This window comes from Actinoallomurus rhizosphaericola, from assembly GCF_024055675.1.
GTDB lineage: Bacteria > Actinomycetota > Actinomycetes > Streptosporangiales > Streptosporangiaceae > Actinoallomurus > Actinoallomurus soli.
This window is the reverse complement of the sequence record NZ_JAMXMW010000021.1, coordinates 1-13,868: the sequence shown is the minus strand read 5'-3', so window position 1 is coordinate 13,868 and position 13,868 is coordinate 1. Positions and strand designations below refer to the sequence as shown.

Below are 13,868 nucleotides of genomic sequence, written 5' to 3'. Positions count from 1 at the left end.
ACCCGCCGCCTCACCCGGCGGCGAGCCGGGCGAAGGCCCAGGGGTCGTGGGCCGAGAAGACGTCGACCTCGTCGCCGTGGTCGCGCAGGAGCTCGCGCAGGCGGGCCTGGTTGGCCATGCGCAGCGGCCGGTCGATCTCGGTGATCTCCTCCAGCGCCTCCCACAGGGGCATCGACCAGCGGCCCTCCGGCTCGATCTGGCCGTGGTGGTAGAAGGCGTCGCCGGCGTGCAGGAGCCAGCGGTCGCCGTCGCGTACCGCCACGGCGCAGTGCCCCTCGGTGTGCCCGGCCAGCGGGACGAGGAGGATCTCCGGCGGCAGGCCGTCGAGTTCGATCGCGTCGAAGCCGAACCACGACACGCCCTTCCGCGACTCGTACGTCCGCCAGTGCGGGCGGTGCGCCCAGTGCGCCGGCCGGTAGCGCAGCGCGTGCTCGGGATGCCCGCTCGCGGCGGCCATGGCGGCCCGGTACTCCTTGTCGTGCAGATGAACGGTGGCGTCCGGGAAGTCCGGCAGCCCGCCGCTGTGGTCGAGGTCGAGGTGGGTCAGCACGATGTGGCGGACGTCGGCGGGCGAGTGCCCGAGGCGCTCGATCTGCCGTACGGCGGTCTCGTCCAGGTCGAGGACCGCCTGGGTGCGGTCCAGGAAGGTGCGGCCGAGCGTCTCTTCCGCGCGGGCGACGTCGGGCGTCCCGAACCCGGTCTCGATCAGGACGAGGCCGGACGTGTCGGTCTCGACCAGCAGGCAGTGGTTCAGGACGCGGGCGGGCTCCGGGGCGTTCTCCTCGCCGCCGGGGTCGATCTCGCGCATCGAGCCGCAGTTCAGGTGATGGATCCTCATGACGGCACCTCATTTAGCTACCGAACGATCGTACGCATTTAGCGAACGGTCGGTAGGTTAAGCTGTTGTCATGAGCCCCCGCAAGTCCGCCGTCGAGACCGCCGCCACCCGGACCCGGATCATCGAGTGCGCCCTCACCCTGGCCTCGGCCGAGGGCCTGGAAGGCGTCACCATCGGACGGCTCGCCGCCGAGCTCGGCATGAGCAAGGCCGGCGTCATCGGCCATTTCGGCACCAAGGAGGCCCTGCAGCTCGCCGCGCTCGACGCGGCGATCGAGCGGTTCCGTGCCCGGGTTCCGGCGCGGGTGGCGGGCGCCGACCCGGGGGCCGCCCGTCTGGCGCGGGCCTTCGGGGAGTGGATCGCCTCCATGACGGACGCGGAGGAGAACGCCGGCTGCTTCATCACCTCGGTCGCCACCGAGTTCGACGGCCGGCCCGGCCCGGTCCGCGACGCGGTGCTCGCCGCCCTCGCGAGCTGGGCGGACTACGTCGCCGCCGAGCTCCGCGCGGCCGTCGAGGCCGGTGACCTGCCGGCGGACACCGACGTCGACCAGCTCGTCTTCGAGCTGAACGGGGTGGTGCTCGCCGCCGAGCAGGCGATCCAGCTGCACCGCGACCCGACGGCCCCCGCACGCGCCCGCCGCGCCATCGACCGCCTGCTCGGCCGCTGACCGGCCTCAGCCGGCGACCGTCAGGACGATCTTGCCGGTCGTCCGGTTCGTCTCGCCGCGCTCGTGGGCCTTGGCCGCCTCCTCCAGCGGGAATACCGAGTCGATCTCGGGACGCAGCCGGCCGTCCTCGACGAGCGCCGCGATCTCCTTCATCCCCGCATGGTCCGGCTCGACCAGCGTCCAGCCGGCCCTGATCCCCCGCTTCCCGGCCTCCGCCAGGACGTCGTCACCGACGGGCGACAGGAAGGAGACGAGGACGCCGCCGTCACGAAGCGTCCGCAGGGACCTGAGACCGTAGTCACCGCCGACGGCGTCGAGCACGATGTCGACGTCCCGGACGACGTCCGTGAAATCGGTCTTCGTGTAGTCGACGACCTCGTCGGCGCCCAGCCCGCGGACGAACTCGTGTTTCGCCCCGCTCGCGGTCCCGATCACGTACGCGCCCTTGGCCTTGGCGATCTGCACCGCGAGGTGACCGACCCCTCCGGCGGCCGCGTGCACGAGGACCCGCCGGCCGGTCCGGACTCGCGCCGTGTCGACCAGGCCCTGCCAGGCGGTCAGCGCGGCCAGCGGAAGCGCGGCCGCCTGGACGTGGTCGATACCGGCGGGCTTGCGGGCGAAGTCCCGTGCCGGTGCGGTGACGTACTCGGCGTACGCCCCCGCCGGGTGGGGGAAGCGCGGCATCCCGAACACCTCGTCACCGGGCTCGTACAGCGTCACGCCCCGCCCGACCGCCTCGACCACCCCGGACACGTCGAAGCCGGGTCTCGGCAGCGGTACCCCGGTCATCGAAGTGCCCCGAGCCCGAGTCTTCCAGTCCGTGGGGTTCACCCCGGCGGCGTGCACCCGGACCAGGATCTCCAGCAGGCCCGGCTCGGGCCGCTCGACCTCGGCGATCCTGAGGACCTCAGGGCCGCCCGGTGCCTCCTGAACGATCGCGCGCATGGTGTTCATCGACTCTCCCGTGTCGTCGGTTGCGATGGGCCCAGCCTCGGGCAGTCGCACGCCGATCGGGAGTGGCACGATGGTCATCCTGTGAAAGGATCTGGCCATGGCCGGATCCCCGCATGGCGTCGTCGTCCTGGCACTGGAGGGTGTCGTCCCGTTCGAGCTGGGCATCCCCGCGCGGATCTTCGGGGGTGCGCGCGGCCCGAAGGACGAGCCGCTGTACCAGGTGTTGGTCTGCACGCTGGACGGCGGGCCCGTCCGCACGCACGCCGGCTTCTCGATCTCCGTGGACCATGACGCCTCGGTTCTGGCGACCGCGGACACCGTGGTCGTCCCGCCCTTCGGCGGCTGCCGACCGATCGACCGGCTTCCCGGCGAACTCGCCGCGGCGCTGGCGCTGATCCGGCCGGGCACCCGCGTCATGTCGATCTGCACGGGCTCGTTCGTCCTGGCGGCGGCCGGCCTGCTCGACGGGCGGCCGGCGACGACCCACTGGAACGAGGCGGCGGAGCTGCAGCGGCTCTATCCACGGATCCGGGTCGATCCGGACGTCCTGTTCGTCGACGACGGCGACGTCCTGACGTCGGCCGGGGCGGCCTCGGGCATCGACCTGTGCCTCCACCTGGTGCGCCGCGACCACGGCAGCGAGGTGGCGAACCGGGTGGCCCGCCAGGTCGTCGTCCCGCCGTGGCGTGACGGCGGCCAGGCGCAGTACATCGAGCGCCCGGTCCCCGAGCCGCACGACGCGGGCACCGCACCGGCCCGCTCCTGGGCGCTGGAGCACCTCGACCGGCCGATCTCCCTGTCCGAGCTCGCCGCACGGGCCGGGATGAGCGTCCGCACGCTGACCCGCCGGTTCCAGGAGGAGGTCGGGATGAGCCCCGGCCGCTGGCTCGCCCGCCAGCGCGTCGAGCTCGCCCGGCACCTGCTGGAGACCACCGACCTGCCGGTGGACCAGATCGCCCGGCAGGCCGGCTTCGGAACCGCCGTCTCCCTGCGCCAGCACCTGCACGCGGCGATCGGCGTCTCCCCGATGGCCTACCGCCGCACCTTCCACCCCGAGGTCACCGCCACCAGAGCGTCGGCGGGTTCCCCCGGCGGCGCATAGCGGCCCCCGGGCATGCGATCACCGAACGTCGCTCCTGCCGACTCGGGCCTGCGATGAGGTCAGCGGACGGCCGTCCTGGGAGTACTAGGCGCTTCCCTCGCGTCGGCTTCCTGTTCAATCCGTTCGACGGTCGCTGGTACGCCCTGTACGGGCGAGAAGGTCTCATGGTGGCGAGCGGCGCCCTGGAGTTGAGGAAGCGCCTGTCCGGGCTGGTCTGGTCGCCACCACGGACCAGATCGATCAGCCACTGTGACGCCGGCAGTGACCTACCAGCCCCGGCAAACCGGTCATCCACGCGTCACTCCTGACGGCGATGAGGCCGCGACGGTGGCACCGCGACCAACACGGCGGCGAGGTCACCGCGGAACCCTCCCGGGGCATCCGCCTCAATCCGCTCTTCTCGGTCAAATAGCACGTGGGGTCGACGGGAGCTCCACTACGGTGGCAGGCGTCTTGACCGAAGATCGGCCTGCCGCCCGCCAGCGAATGAGCGGAAAAGATGACAGAGCAATATCCAGGGGCCGTGCCGCCCCCGCCGAACTACCCGCAGGCTCCGCCCGCCGCTCCCTACCAGGACGCTCCGCAGCAGGGTGGCGGCTACCAGGCGCCGTACCAGGCTCCGCCGGGCCAAGGCCCATACCAGCAGAATCCGCCCTACCAGAACGGGCCGTACTCCAACGCGCCCTATCCGAACGGGCCGCAGCCGTACCAGGGGCCGTACCAGAACGGGCCGTATCCGAACGCGCCGTTCCAGGGCGCGCCCGTGAACGACGCGGAGCGGCGCCGGGCCACGCGCGCCATCGGTTTCGGCGCGGTGTTGTTCGTGGTCGGGTTGCTGATCACCGTGCTCACGTACTCGCACGCGTCCGGGAGCGGCGGGGTCTACGTCGTCGCCTGGGGGCCGATGCTGTTCGGGGCCATCCGGATGGTCATCGGCCTGGTCCTGCTGGGCAAGAGCAGGCGCTGACCGCCGGTCACGTCCGGGCCTGACCGGGCGTTCGCAGGATCGCGATGGACTCGCCCGGGAGCCTGCCCTCGGCCGCCTCGGTGAAGGAGGCGAGGAGCACGTCGCCCTCCGGCAGCGGCAGGGAGTCCGCGCCCAGGTTGGCGGCGATCCGGAGCGGACCGCGGTGGATGACGAGCCAGGTCTCGCCGTACTCGACCGCGACCTCGGTGAGCCGCGGGTCGGTCAGCCCGGGCTCGGCCCGCCGGAGCGCGATCAGGTCGCGGTACCACGCGTACAGCTCCCGGTGGTCCGGCTCGTCGAGCTCGCTCCAGTCCAGGATCGAGGCGCGGTAGGTCTCGGGGTCCTGGGGGTCGGGGACGTCCTCCGAGGCCCACCCGTGGTCGGCGAACTCCCGGCGGCGGCCCTCGCTGACGGCACGGGCGAGGTCGGGCTCCTGGTGGTCGCTGAAGTACCGCCACGGGGTGCCGGCGCCCCACTCCTCGCCCATGAAGAGCATCGGTGTGAACGGCGCGGTGAGCAGCAGGGCCGCGCCGACCTTGCGCAGGCCCGGGGACAGGCTCGCGGAGATCCGGTCGCCGGTGGCGCGGTTGCCGACCTGGTCGTGGTTCTGCAGGAAGCCGAGGAAGCGGTGGGCCGGCGTGCGGTGCGTGTCGACCGGCCGCCCGTGCGTGCGGCCGCGGAACGACGACCACGTCCCGTCGTGCAGGAAGACCCGGGTCAGCGTCTTGGCCAGCACCTTGGGGGTGCCGAAGTCGGCGTAGTAGCCCTGCCGCTCGCCGGTGAGCAGGGTGTGCAGGGCGTGGTGGAAGTCGTCGCTCCACTGCGCGTCCAGGCCGTACCCACCCGCCTCCCGCGAGGTGACCAGGCGGGGATCGTTCAGGTCGGACTCGGCGATGAGAAACATCTCCCGGCCCGTCGCCGCGCTCAGCCCGGCCACGGCCCCGGCCAGCTCCTCCAGGATGTGCAGGGCGCGCTGGTCCCGGATGGCGTGGACGGCGTCGAGCCGCAGCCCGTCGATGTGATGGTCGCGCAGCCACATCAGCGCGTTGCCGACGATGTACGCGCGGACCTCGTCGGAGCCGGCCTGGTCGACGTTGACGGCCGGGCCCCAGGGCGTCTGGTGGGCGTCGGTGAAGTACGGGCCGAACCTCCACAGGTGGTTCCCGCTCGGGCCGAGGTGGTTGTAGACGACGTCGAGGACGACCGCGAGGCCACGCCGGTGGGCCGCGTCCACGAACCGCTTCAGACCGTCCGGTCCGCCGTACGGGTCGTGCACCGCCCACAGGTGGACGCCGTCGTACCCCCAGCCGTGCCGCCCGGGGAAGGCCGCCACCGGCAGCAGCTCGACGGCGTCGACGCCGAGGGCGACGAGGTGGTCGAGGCGCTCGATGGCGGCGTCGAACGTGCCCTCGGGGGTGAAGGTTCCGACGTGCAGTTCGTACAGGACCGACCCCCGCAGGGGCCGTCCCCGCCAGCCCTCGTCGGACCACGTGAAGCGCCCGTGGTCGTACGTGCGGCTCAACCCGTGCACGCCGTCCGGCTGCCAGGGCGAGCACGGGTCCGGGAACGGTCCATCGCCGTCGAGCACGAACCCGTAGTCCTGCTCCTCCTCGGCTCCGACGTCCGCCGTCCACCAGCCGGGCCGGTCGGCGCGCGTCATCGCGTGCCGGGCCCCGCCGGTCTCCACCTCGACGGTCTCGGCGGCCGGCGCCCACACCTCGTACCTCATGGAGCCTCGATCAGGACGGCGACCGGGAGCAGCCGGAGGACCCCGCTGAGCTCCAGGCCGGAGGGGTAGGACTGGTCGGTGAGGACGTCGTGCCAGGGGCCGCCGGGCAGGTCGAGGTGGGTGTCGGCCCAGCCGCCGCGGCGCTCCAGCCCGGCGGCCAGCCTCGTCGCGACGATCACGGCGCCGCCGCGCCGGAACGCGACGGCGTGCCCGGCGGCGGACCCGGTCGCGGGCACCGGCTCGTACGGGCCGTCGAACCAGTCGGGGTGCCGCTCCCGGAGCCGGAGCAGGCGGGACGTCAGGAGGAGCTTCTCGCCGTCGAGGTCGGCCGGGGTGGTCCCGGCGTCCAGGTCGGCGAGCAGTTCGCGGCGGTGGGCGTAGTCGACCGGGCGCCGGTTGTCGGGGTCGACGAGGGACAGGCCGGTCAGCTCGCAGCCCTGGTACACGTCCGGCACGCCCGGCATGGCGAGCTGCACCAGCTTCTGGCCGAGCGAGTTCACGCGGGCGTACGGGGCGATCCGCCGGACGAACCGCTCGACGTCCGCGGTCAGCGTCGGGTCGGACAGCACCGCGTCGGCGTGGGCCAGCACCGCCTCCTCGTACGCCGGGTCGCCGTCGGTCCAGGACGTGCGGGTCTTCGCCTCGCGCATCGCCTTGGTGAGGTACTCCCGGAGCCGGTCGGGCGACAGCGGCCACGCCCCGACGATCGTCTGCCACATCAGGTAGTCCAGGTCGGGCTCCAGAGGGCTCTCCGGCGCCCGTGACCGCCAGCGGCCGACGGCGGCGACCCACTCGTCCGGCAGCTCGGACAGGACGGCCAGCCGGGCCCGTACGTCCTCCTGCCGCTTGGTGTCGTGCGTCGACAGCGTGGTCATGGTCCGCGGCCAGTCGGCGGCGATCCGCGCGCAGTAGGCGTGGAAGTCCTCCGGCGAGACCGCGAACCGCGCCGGGTCTCCGCCGACCTCGTTCAGGGCGGCGAGGCGCGACCAGCGGTAGAAGGCGGTGTCCTCGACGCCCTTGGCGGTCATCGGCGCGGACGTCTGCTGGAACCGTACGACGAACTCGTCCCGCGTCTCGTCCCGGCCGCCCAGGCCCAGGACCAGCGGGATGACCTTGTCAAGCAGCTCACCGTCCGGGAGGACGGCGCGGGCCTCGGCGGCCGCCTGGGCGACGATCTCCAGGGCCTGGGCCGGCGGCTCCTCGCCGGGCACCATGTAGGCCCGGTAGACCGGCATCGCCACCAGCAGCTCGACCAGGACCTCCCGCAGCGCGCCGGGGTCCTCCTCCGGCAGGATCCGGGTCAGCAGCGCGGTCAGGCGACGCACCTCCGGGACCAGGATCCGGTCGGCCGCGAACCGCCGGGCCGCGCGCTCGACCTCGGTGAAGTCGGCGGGGCCGCCGGTCAGCGCGCTGTACGCCTCGGTCAGCGGCTTCTCCCCCGCCGGGTCGACGAACAGGCCGCCGACCATGCCGAGCGCGTCGTACCCGGTCGTGCCCGCGCAGGGCCAGTCGGCGGGCAGCGGCTCGTCGCCGGTGAGGATCTTCTCGACGAGCACCCAGCCGCGCGGCCGCTCCAGCCGCCGCAGGTACCCGCGCGGGTCCGCGAGCCCGTCCGGGTGGTCGATGCGCAGGCCCTCGATCAGGCCGTCGTCCACCAGCCGCAGGAGCACGGCGTGCGTCGCGTCGAAGACCTCCGGGTCCTCGACGCGCAGCCCGATCAGGGAGGAGATGTCGAAGAAGCGGCGGTAGTTCAGGTCGGGTTCGCGCCAGTACGCCGGGCGGTAGCGGCCCTCGCGCGGGAAGACGTGGTCGTGGTAGCGCAGCACGTCGCCGTCCGGCCGCGGCTCGTCGTCGGGCGAGCCCAGCACCGGCACCACGACGGCGCCCTCCGACCAGTCGATGTCGAACCACCGGGCGTACGGGGAGTCCGGCCCCTGCCGCATGACGTCCCAGAACTGCCGGTTCAGCGTCTCCGGCGCGGGCACGGCCATGTGGTTCGGCACGACGTCCACGATGATCGACAGGCCGTGCGCGCGCATCCGGGCCGCCATCGCGCGGAAGCCCTCCTCGCCGCCGAGGTCGTCGGAGATCCGCGCGTGGTCGACGACGTCGTAGCCGTGCGCGGAGCCGGGGGTCGCCTGCAGGATCGGCGACAGGTACACGTGCGAGACGCCGAGCGCCGCGAGGTAGCCGGCCAGCTCCCCGGCCTCGGCGAACCCGAAGCCCCTGCGCAGCTGCAACCGGTACGTTCCGGTCGGCCGCCTAGACACGACGCAGCACCTGCATGGAGCGGGACTCGACCGGGACCTTGTCGCCGGAGCGGTGCACCGGCCGCTCGTGGTCCTCGTACACCTCGATCGGGGTCGCCGTGTCGAGCACGCCGGTCCACATCCCTCCGCCGGTGTCGGGCAACACGAAGTCCAGGTCGGAATCCGCCGCGTTGAACAGCAGCAGGAACGAGTCGTCGTGGATCTGCTCGCCGCGCGGGTCCGGCTCGGCGATGCAGTCGCCGTCGAGGAAGACCGTGACCGCCTTGGCGTACGGGGTCTGCCAGTCGGCGTCGGACATCGGCCGGCCGGACGTGGAGTACCAGACGACGTCCCCGTCGCCGGTCGGGAAGCGGCGGCGCCGGAACACGGGGTGCTCCCGGCGCAGCCCGGTGACCCGCCGTACGAACGCCCGCAGGACCTCGTTGGCCGCAGAGTCGGACCAGTCCATCCAGGACAGCTCGTTGTCCTGGCAGTAGACGTTGTTGTTGCCCCGCTGGGTGCGGCCGGCCTCGTCGCCGTGGGAGATCATCGGCACGCCCTGGGACAGCAGGAGCGTGGTCAGCATGTTCCGCTTCTGCCGCTCCCGGAGCGCGATGATCTCCGGATCGTCGGTCTCGCCCTCCACCCCGTGGTTCCAGGAGCGGTTGTCGTCGGCGCCGTCGCGGTTGTCCTCGCCGTTCGCCTCGTTGTGCTTGCCGTTGTAGGCGACGAGGTCGTGCAGTGTGAACCCGTCGTGGCAGGTGACGAAGTTGATCGAGGCGATCGGGTGCCGTCCGTCGTCGGCGTACAGGTCGCTGGAGCCGGTGAAGCGGCTGCCGAACTCCGGCAGCCGGCCGTCCACGCCCCGCCAGTAGTCCCGCATGGTGTCGCGGTACTTGCCGTTCCACTCCGTCCACAGGGCGGGGAAGTTGCCGACCTGGTAGCCGCCCTCGCCGACGTCCCACGGCTCGGCGATCAGCTTGACCCGGGAGACGATCGGGTCCTGCTGGACGAGGTCGAAGAACGCCGACAGCCGGTCCACGGAGTGGAACTCCCGTGCCAGCGCCGAGGCGAGGTCGAACCGGAACCCGTCCACGTGCATCTCGGTCACCCAGTACCGCAGCGAGTCCATGATCAGCTGGAGCGCGTGCGGCTGGCGGACGTTGAGGCTGTTGCCGGTGCCGGTCGTGTCCATGTAGTACTCCGGCGCGCCGTCGACGAGCCGGTAGTAGTGGGCGTTGTCGATGCCGCGGAAGCTCAGGGTGGGGCCCAGGTGGTTGCCCTCGGCGGTGTGGTTGTAGACGACGTCGAGGATCACCTCGATGCCCGCCTCGTGCAGGGTCCGCACCATCAGCTTGAACTCCTGCACCTGCTCGCCGAGCTGCCCGGTCGAGGAGTACCCGTTGTGCGGGGCGAAGAAGCCGATCGTGTTGTAGCCCCAGTAGTTCGCCAGGCCCCGCTGGAGCAGAGCGTCGTCGTGGACGAACTGGTGCACCGGCATCAGCTCGACCGCGGTCACGCCGAGGTCCCTGAAGTAGTCGATCATCGATGGGTGGGCCAGCCCGGCGTACGTGCCGCGCTGCTCCTCCGGGATGTCGGGGTTCAGCTTGGTGAGGCCCTTGACGTGGGCCTCGTAGATGATCGTCTCGTGGTACGGCGTGCGGGGATGGCGGTCGGACATCCAGTCGAAGTACGGATTGATCACCACGGACTTCGGCATGTGCCGGGCGCTGTCGTCGTCGTTGCGGGCGGAGGGATCGCCGAACCGGTAGGAGAACAGCGACTCGTCCCAGTCGACGGATCCCTCGATCGCCTTGGCGTACGGGTCGAGCAGCAGCTTGCCGGGGTTACAGCGCCGGCCGCTCCCCGGGTCGTACGTGCCGTGGACCCGGTAGCCGTAGCGCTGCCCGGGCCCGACCGTCGGAAGGTAGCCGTGCCAGACGAAGCCGGAGCTTTCGGGAAGATCGAGTCGCGTCTCCCGGCCCTCGTCGTCGAACAGGCACAGCTCGACGCGGGTGGCCGCTTCGGAGAACAGTGCGAAGTTGGTGCCGGCGCCGTCATAGTGGGCGCCGAGGGGGTACGGGTCGCCCGGCCATACGCGTGTCACATGGGTTGAGCTTCCCTGCCGTGATCGCCTCACACGCGGAACTTCATGGCGGTTTGTAACGGGACAGGCACGGAGCCACCACCCCGTATTGCCTGGTCACGCACCCTGCGTTACCTTAGGAGAGCCTTACCTAATGGATCGACCGAGAGGTTCTCCCCGGATGTACGCATGTGTCTGCCACGCCGTCACCGACGAGGACGTGCGCGATCATGTCGAGGCGGGGGCCTGCTCGGCCAAGGAGGTCCGCGCGGCGTGCGGCATGCGCCCCGGCTGCGGCTCCTGCGTCAACCGGATCCGCGCACTGATCGAGCAGCACGCCGCCGCCGAGCCCGGCGAGGCGATCGCCACCGCGGCGGCCTGACCGGCGGGTCGGTCGGCTTCCTCGGCGCACCGCCATGCCACGATGGGTGAGTATGGAAGGTGACAGGGAGATCATCGGGCTGCTGAACGAGCAGCTCACCGCCGAGCTGACCGCGATCAACCAGTACTTCCTGCACGCCAAGATGCAGGAGAACTGGGGGTTCACGAAGCTCGCGAGCCACACTCGCGACGAGTCGTTCGACGAGATGCGGCACGCCGAACGCCTCACCGACCGCATCCTGTTCCTCGAGGGCCTGCCGAACTACCAGCGCCTGAACCCGCTGCGCATCGGCCAGAGCGTGCCCGAGCAGCTCCGCGCGGACCTCGCCGTCGAGATCGAGGCGGTCGAGCGCCTGCGCCCCGGCATCGAGCTGATGCGCTCGCGCGGCGACGTCACGTCCGCCCGCATCTTCGAGGAGATCCTCGCGGACGAGGAGGAGCACATCGACTACCTGGAGACGGAGCTGGAGCTCCTGGAGAAGCTCGGCGAGCCGCTCTACCTCCAGCGTTACGCCGAGCCTCCGGACGAGTGAGCCGGCCGCCCCGGGAGGCACCCGGAGCGGACCGCGCGCTGCCGGACGCCGTGACCGGCGGGGTCACGGCGGCATGGCGGCTGGGCTGGCAGCCGGCCGACCTCGTGCGCCACGCGGCCCGTACGCATGGGAAGCGGGCCGGCCGGATGATGACCGACGCGATCGCGGCCGAGATGCGCGCGTACGCGGCCGCGACCGTGGACGAACGGTGGCGTGACCAGCTGACGGCGCTCGGCGCCGTCGCCTGGTGGCGGCGGGACGACACGTACCTGACCGAGTGGGCGGCCCGCAACGGCGCCGACCACGCCACGGCCGCCGACTGCGCCTCGCGCCTGGCCGCCCTCCTGCGGGCGCCGCCCCGCCTCGAGATCCTCTGCCCGCCGCCCGGCCACGCGCGGCCCTCTTCCGGCGACCCCCGGTCCTCCACCGGCCACGCCCGGTTCTCTTCCGGCGACCCCCGGCCCTCCCCTGGCGACCCCCGGCCCTCCCCTGGCGGCGCCCGCGCCGACCGGCGCGTCCTCGGCAAGGTCCAGGCGCTGCTGGCCAAGGCCGAGTCGACCGAGTTCCCCGAGGAGGCGGAGGCGCTGACCGCACGGGCCCAGGAGCTGATGGCCCGGCACAGCCTCGACCACGCGCTCCTCGCCGCGCGGACCGGCCGGACCGGCGACGGACCCGTCGGCCGCCGGGTGCCGATCGACGACCCGTACGCCTCGGCGAAGGCCCTGCTGCTGGGCGCCGTCGCCGACGCCAACCGGTGCCGCGCCGCCTGGACCAGGGCGCTCGGCTTCTGCACCGTGCTGGGCTTCCCCGCCGACCTGGACGCGGTCGAACTGCTCTTCGCCTCCCTCCTGGTCCAGGCGACGTCGGCGCTCGCCCACGAGACGGGCGACCGCGCCCGTACGCGCGCCTTCCGCCGGGCGTTCCTGGCGTCCTACGGCGTCCGGATCGGCGAACGCCTCGCCGAGGCCGCCGGCGCGGCCGAGCACCGGGCCGCCGCCGAGACACCCGGCACGGACCTCCTCCCGGTCCTCGCCGCCCGCGAGCGGGCCGTCGAGGACGCGTTGACCGCGATGTTCCCCCAGATCACCGGCCGCCGGATGAGCGTCTCCGACCGGGCGGGCTGGCTGTCCGGCCAGGCCGCCGCCGACCGCGCCGACCTCACCGCCCGCAGACCGGTCCGCTGACCGTGTCATTTATCGGCACACCTGGTCACAATGTGCGACGATCAGCGGTATGGGACTCGATGTCTATGCGGTCCGCCCGGGAGACCCGGCGGTGAAGGGCCACGACACACTGCGGACACCCGTGACCTGGGAATGGGAGGGGCCCGCGGACCTCGATCCGTTCGAGGACGTCCCCCGGGGCTTCCCCGAAGGCCTCTTCTGGCCCTCCGACGGCGACTTCACCGGGTTCCGCGGCCAGGTGTACCGGGAGTGGGTCAACCGCACGCTCGGGTTCAACCTGTACGAGCTGCTCGACCCGGCGCAGGTCCGCGACCTCACCGGCCGCCTCGACCAGTGGCTGACCGACGCCCGCGGCTCCGGCACAGACGAGGTGGCGCTCGACGAGGGCACGACCGTCCCGCTGAGCGGCATCGAGGCGCTCGCCGAGTTCGTCCGCGCCGCCGCCGCCCAGGACCTCTGGCTCTTCCCCGACTCCTGAGCCGACACGTCGGACGCGGGGACGGCGCCGAACGAAGGCGCCGTCCCCGCGTCCGCGAAAGCCGCCGTCAGCGCCGAGGATTCTCGTCGCTGACGGCACCGAAACCCTCGGCGCCGGGCGCTCGCCCGTCGTAAGCCGCGCGTGCCCTCAGAACGCGGGGGGCGTTGGCCTTTGACCAGTCGGCGATCGCGCCGGTGAGGGCGCCGACCTCGACGCCGAGGTCGGTGAGGGCGTACTCCACGCGCGGCGGGATGGTCGGGTAGACGGTGCGGCTGATCAGGCCGTCGCGTTCGAGGTTGCGCAGCGCCTGGGTCAGGGACTTCTGGGTCACTCCCTCGATGTGGCGGCGCACCTCGGTGAAGCGCAGTGGCCGCTCGTACTGGCGCAGCAGGCCGAGCACGTAGAGCACCCACTTGTTGGCCAGCACGTCGACCACGGTGCGGGATGGGCAATCCTTCGCGTAGGCGTGCTGCCGCTTGGTATCCATCAGGTACCTATATATCCGAACGGTGCCTTCTTCACAATGGAAACCAAAGCCCGGAGGATCGGACTCGCTCGCAGACACGATCCGAAGGAACTTCCCAATCGTGTTGTCAAGCCGCGAGTGTGACGGGAGGTGACTCTTGATAGCACTGTCCGTCACGGATCATCGCCCACAGGACGTTGAGGCGTCGACGCGCGAGAGCCAGCAGTGCCT

13 protein-coding genes are annotated in these 13,868 nt (G+C 72.0%); 7 read left to right on the top strand and 6 right to left on the bottom strand.

Annotation, left to right across the window (positions count from 1 at the left end; all coding sequences use genetic code 11):
• Nucleotides 1-10 precede the first annotated feature (10 nt).
• Nucleotides 11-838 carry an MBL fold metallo-hydrolase gene (locus NE234_RS35340; protein WP_252785293.1) on the bottom strand — a complete coding sequence of 276 codons (828 nt, stop codon included), beginning with the start codon at nt 836-838 and terminating at the stop codon, nt 11-13.
• Between the two features lie 70 nt (nt 839-908).
• On the opposite strand from NE234_RS35340, the gene NE234_RS35335 reads away from it, so the two are divergent.
• Nucleotides 909-1,508, top strand: coding sequence for a TetR/AcrR family transcriptional regulator (locus tag NE234_RS35335; RefSeq protein WP_252785292.1), 600 nt, complete (start codon nt 909-911; stop codon nt 1,506-1,508).
• Nucleotides 1,509-1,514: 6 nt separating this feature from the next.
• Here NE234_RS35335 and NE234_RS35330 read toward each other — a convergent pair whose 3' ends face one another.
• Nucleotides 1,515-2,453, bottom strand: a complete 939-nt coding sequence (locus tag NE234_RS35330; protein ID WP_252785447.1) for an NADP-dependent oxidoreductase — start codon at nt 2,451-2,453, stop codon at nt 1,515-1,517.
• 106 nt (nt 2,454-2,559) lie between these two features.
• Between NE234_RS35330 and NE234_RS35325 the strand changes: the two genes are divergently transcribed.
• Both NE234_RS35325 and NE234_RS35320 read left to right on the top strand, forming a co-directional pair.
• Complete coding sequence (locus NE234_RS35325) at nt 2,560-3,564, top strand: GlxA family transcriptional regulator (protein WP_252785291.1); 1,005 nt, start codon at nt 2,560-2,562, stop codon at nt 3,562-3,564.
• A gap of 499 nt (nt 3,565-4,063) precedes the next feature.
• Nucleotides 4,064-4,531: a hypothetical protein gene (locus tag NE234_RS35320; protein WP_252785290.1), complete on the top strand. Its 468-nt coding sequence runs from the start codon at nt 4,064-4,066 to the stop codon at nt 4,529-4,531.
• A gap of 7 nt (nt 4,532-4,538) precedes the next feature.
• On the opposite strand, the gene treZ is transcribed toward NE234_RS35320, so the two are convergent.
• The 3 genes from treZ to glgX are packed head-to-tail and all read right to left on the bottom strand — an operon-like array spanning nt 4,539 to nt 10,616.
• Nucleotides 4,539-6,260: a malto-oligosyltrehalose trehalohydrolase gene (treZ, locus tag NE234_RS35315; RefSeq protein ID WP_252785289.1), complete on the bottom strand. Its 1,722-nt coding sequence runs from the start codon at nt 6,258-6,260 to the stop codon at nt 4,539-4,541.
• Entirely contained in the window at nt 6,257-8,530 is a 2,274-nt protein-coding gene (treY, locus tag NE234_RS35310; protein WP_252785288.1) for a malto-oligosyltrehalose synthase, read from the bottom strand. The genes treZ and treY overlap by 4 nt, the downstream gene beginning before the upstream one ends.
• On the bottom strand, nt 8,523-10,616 hold the full coding sequence (gene glgX, locus NE234_RS35305) for a glycogen debranching protein GlgX (protein ID WP_252785287.1): 2,094 nt from the start codon (nt 10,614-10,616) through the stop codon (nt 8,523-8,525). Before glgX ends, treY begins: the two co-directional genes overlap by 8 nt.
• A gap of 160 nt (nt 10,617-10,776) precedes the next feature.
• Between glgX and NE234_RS35300 the strand changes: the two genes are divergently transcribed.
• Genes NE234_RS35300 through NE234_RS35285 form a run of 4 tightly spaced genes read left to right on the top strand, consistent with a single transcriptional unit; the run spans nt 10,777 to nt 13,171 of the window.
• Nucleotides 10,777-10,977 (top strand): (2Fe-2S)-binding protein, encoded by a 201-nt coding sequence (locus NE234_RS35300; RefSeq protein ID WP_252785286.1) that lies wholly within the window; start codon nt 10,777-10,779, stop codon nt 10,975-10,977.
• A gap of 52 nt (nt 10,978-11,029) precedes the next feature.
• Entirely contained in the window at nt 11,030-11,509 is a 480-nt protein-coding gene (gene bfr / locus NE234_RS35295; protein ID WP_252785285.1) for a bacterioferritin, read from the top strand.
• The gene (locus NE234_RS35290; RefSeq protein WP_252785284.1) at nt 11,506-12,693 is read left to right on the top strand and encodes a DUF2786 domain-containing protein; all 1,188 of its coding nucleotides are present in this window, start codon (nt 11,506-11,508) and stop codon (nt 12,691-12,693) included. Before bfr ends, NE234_RS35290 begins: the two co-directional genes overlap by 4 nt.
• A 49-nt stretch (nt 12,694-12,742) precedes the next feature.
• Nucleotides 12,743-13,171, top strand: a complete 429-nt coding sequence (locus tag NE234_RS35285) for a hypothetical protein (RefSeq protein WP_252785283.1) — start codon at nt 12,743-12,745, stop codon at nt 13,169-13,171.
• A gap of 67 nt (nt 13,172-13,238) precedes the next feature.
• On the opposite strand, the gene NE234_RS35280 is transcribed toward NE234_RS35285, so the two are convergent.
• Nucleotides 13,239-13,658, bottom strand: a complete 420-nt coding sequence (locus tag NE234_RS35280; RefSeq protein ID WP_252785282.1) for a winged helix-turn-helix transcriptional regulator — start codon at nt 13,656-13,658, stop codon at nt 13,239-13,241.
• Nucleotides 13,659-13,868: the final 210 nt, after the last annotated feature.

Excerpts from the sequence above, each read along its gene's own strand:
- NE234_RS35340 (WP_252785293.1), bottom strand. The coding sequence starts at position 838 with ATGAGGATCCATCACCTGAACTGCGGCTCGATGCGCGAGATCGACCCC.
- NE234_RS35335 (WP_252785292.1), top strand. The coding sequence starts at position 909 with ATGAGCCCCCGCAAGTCCGCCGTCGAGACCGCCGCCACCCGGACCCGG.
- NE234_RS35330 (WP_252785447.1), bottom strand. The coding sequence starts at position 2,453 with ATGCGCGCGATCGTTCAGGAGGCACCGGGCGGCCCTGAGGTCCTCAGG.
- NE234_RS35325 (WP_252785291.1), top strand. The coding sequence starts at position 2,560 with ATGGCCGGATCCCCGCATGGCGTCGTCGTCCTGGCACTGGAGGGTGTC.
- NE234_RS35320 (WP_252785290.1), top strand. The coding sequence starts at position 4,064 with ATGACAGAGCAATATCCAGGGGCCGTGCCGCCCCCGCCGAACTACCCG.
- treZ (WP_252785289.1), bottom strand. The coding sequence starts at position 6,260 with ATGAGGTACGAGGTGTGGGCGCCGGCCGCCGAGACCGTCGAGGTGGAG.
- NE234_RS35300 (WP_252785286.1), top strand. The coding sequence starts at position 10,777 with ATGTACGCATGTGTCTGCCACGCCGTCACCGACGAGGACGTGCGCGAT.
- bfr (WP_252785285.1), top strand. The coding sequence starts at position 11,030 with ATGGAAGGTGACAGGGAGATCATCGGGCTGCTGAACGAGCAGCTCACC.
- NE234_RS35285 (WP_252785283.1), top strand. The coding sequence starts at position 12,743 with ATGGGACTCGATGTCTATGCGGTCCGCCCGGGAGACCCGGCGGTGAAG.
- NE234_RS35280 (WP_252785282.1), bottom strand. The coding sequence starts at position 13,658 with ATGGATACCAAGCGGCAGCACGCCTACGCGAAGGATTGCCCATCCCGC.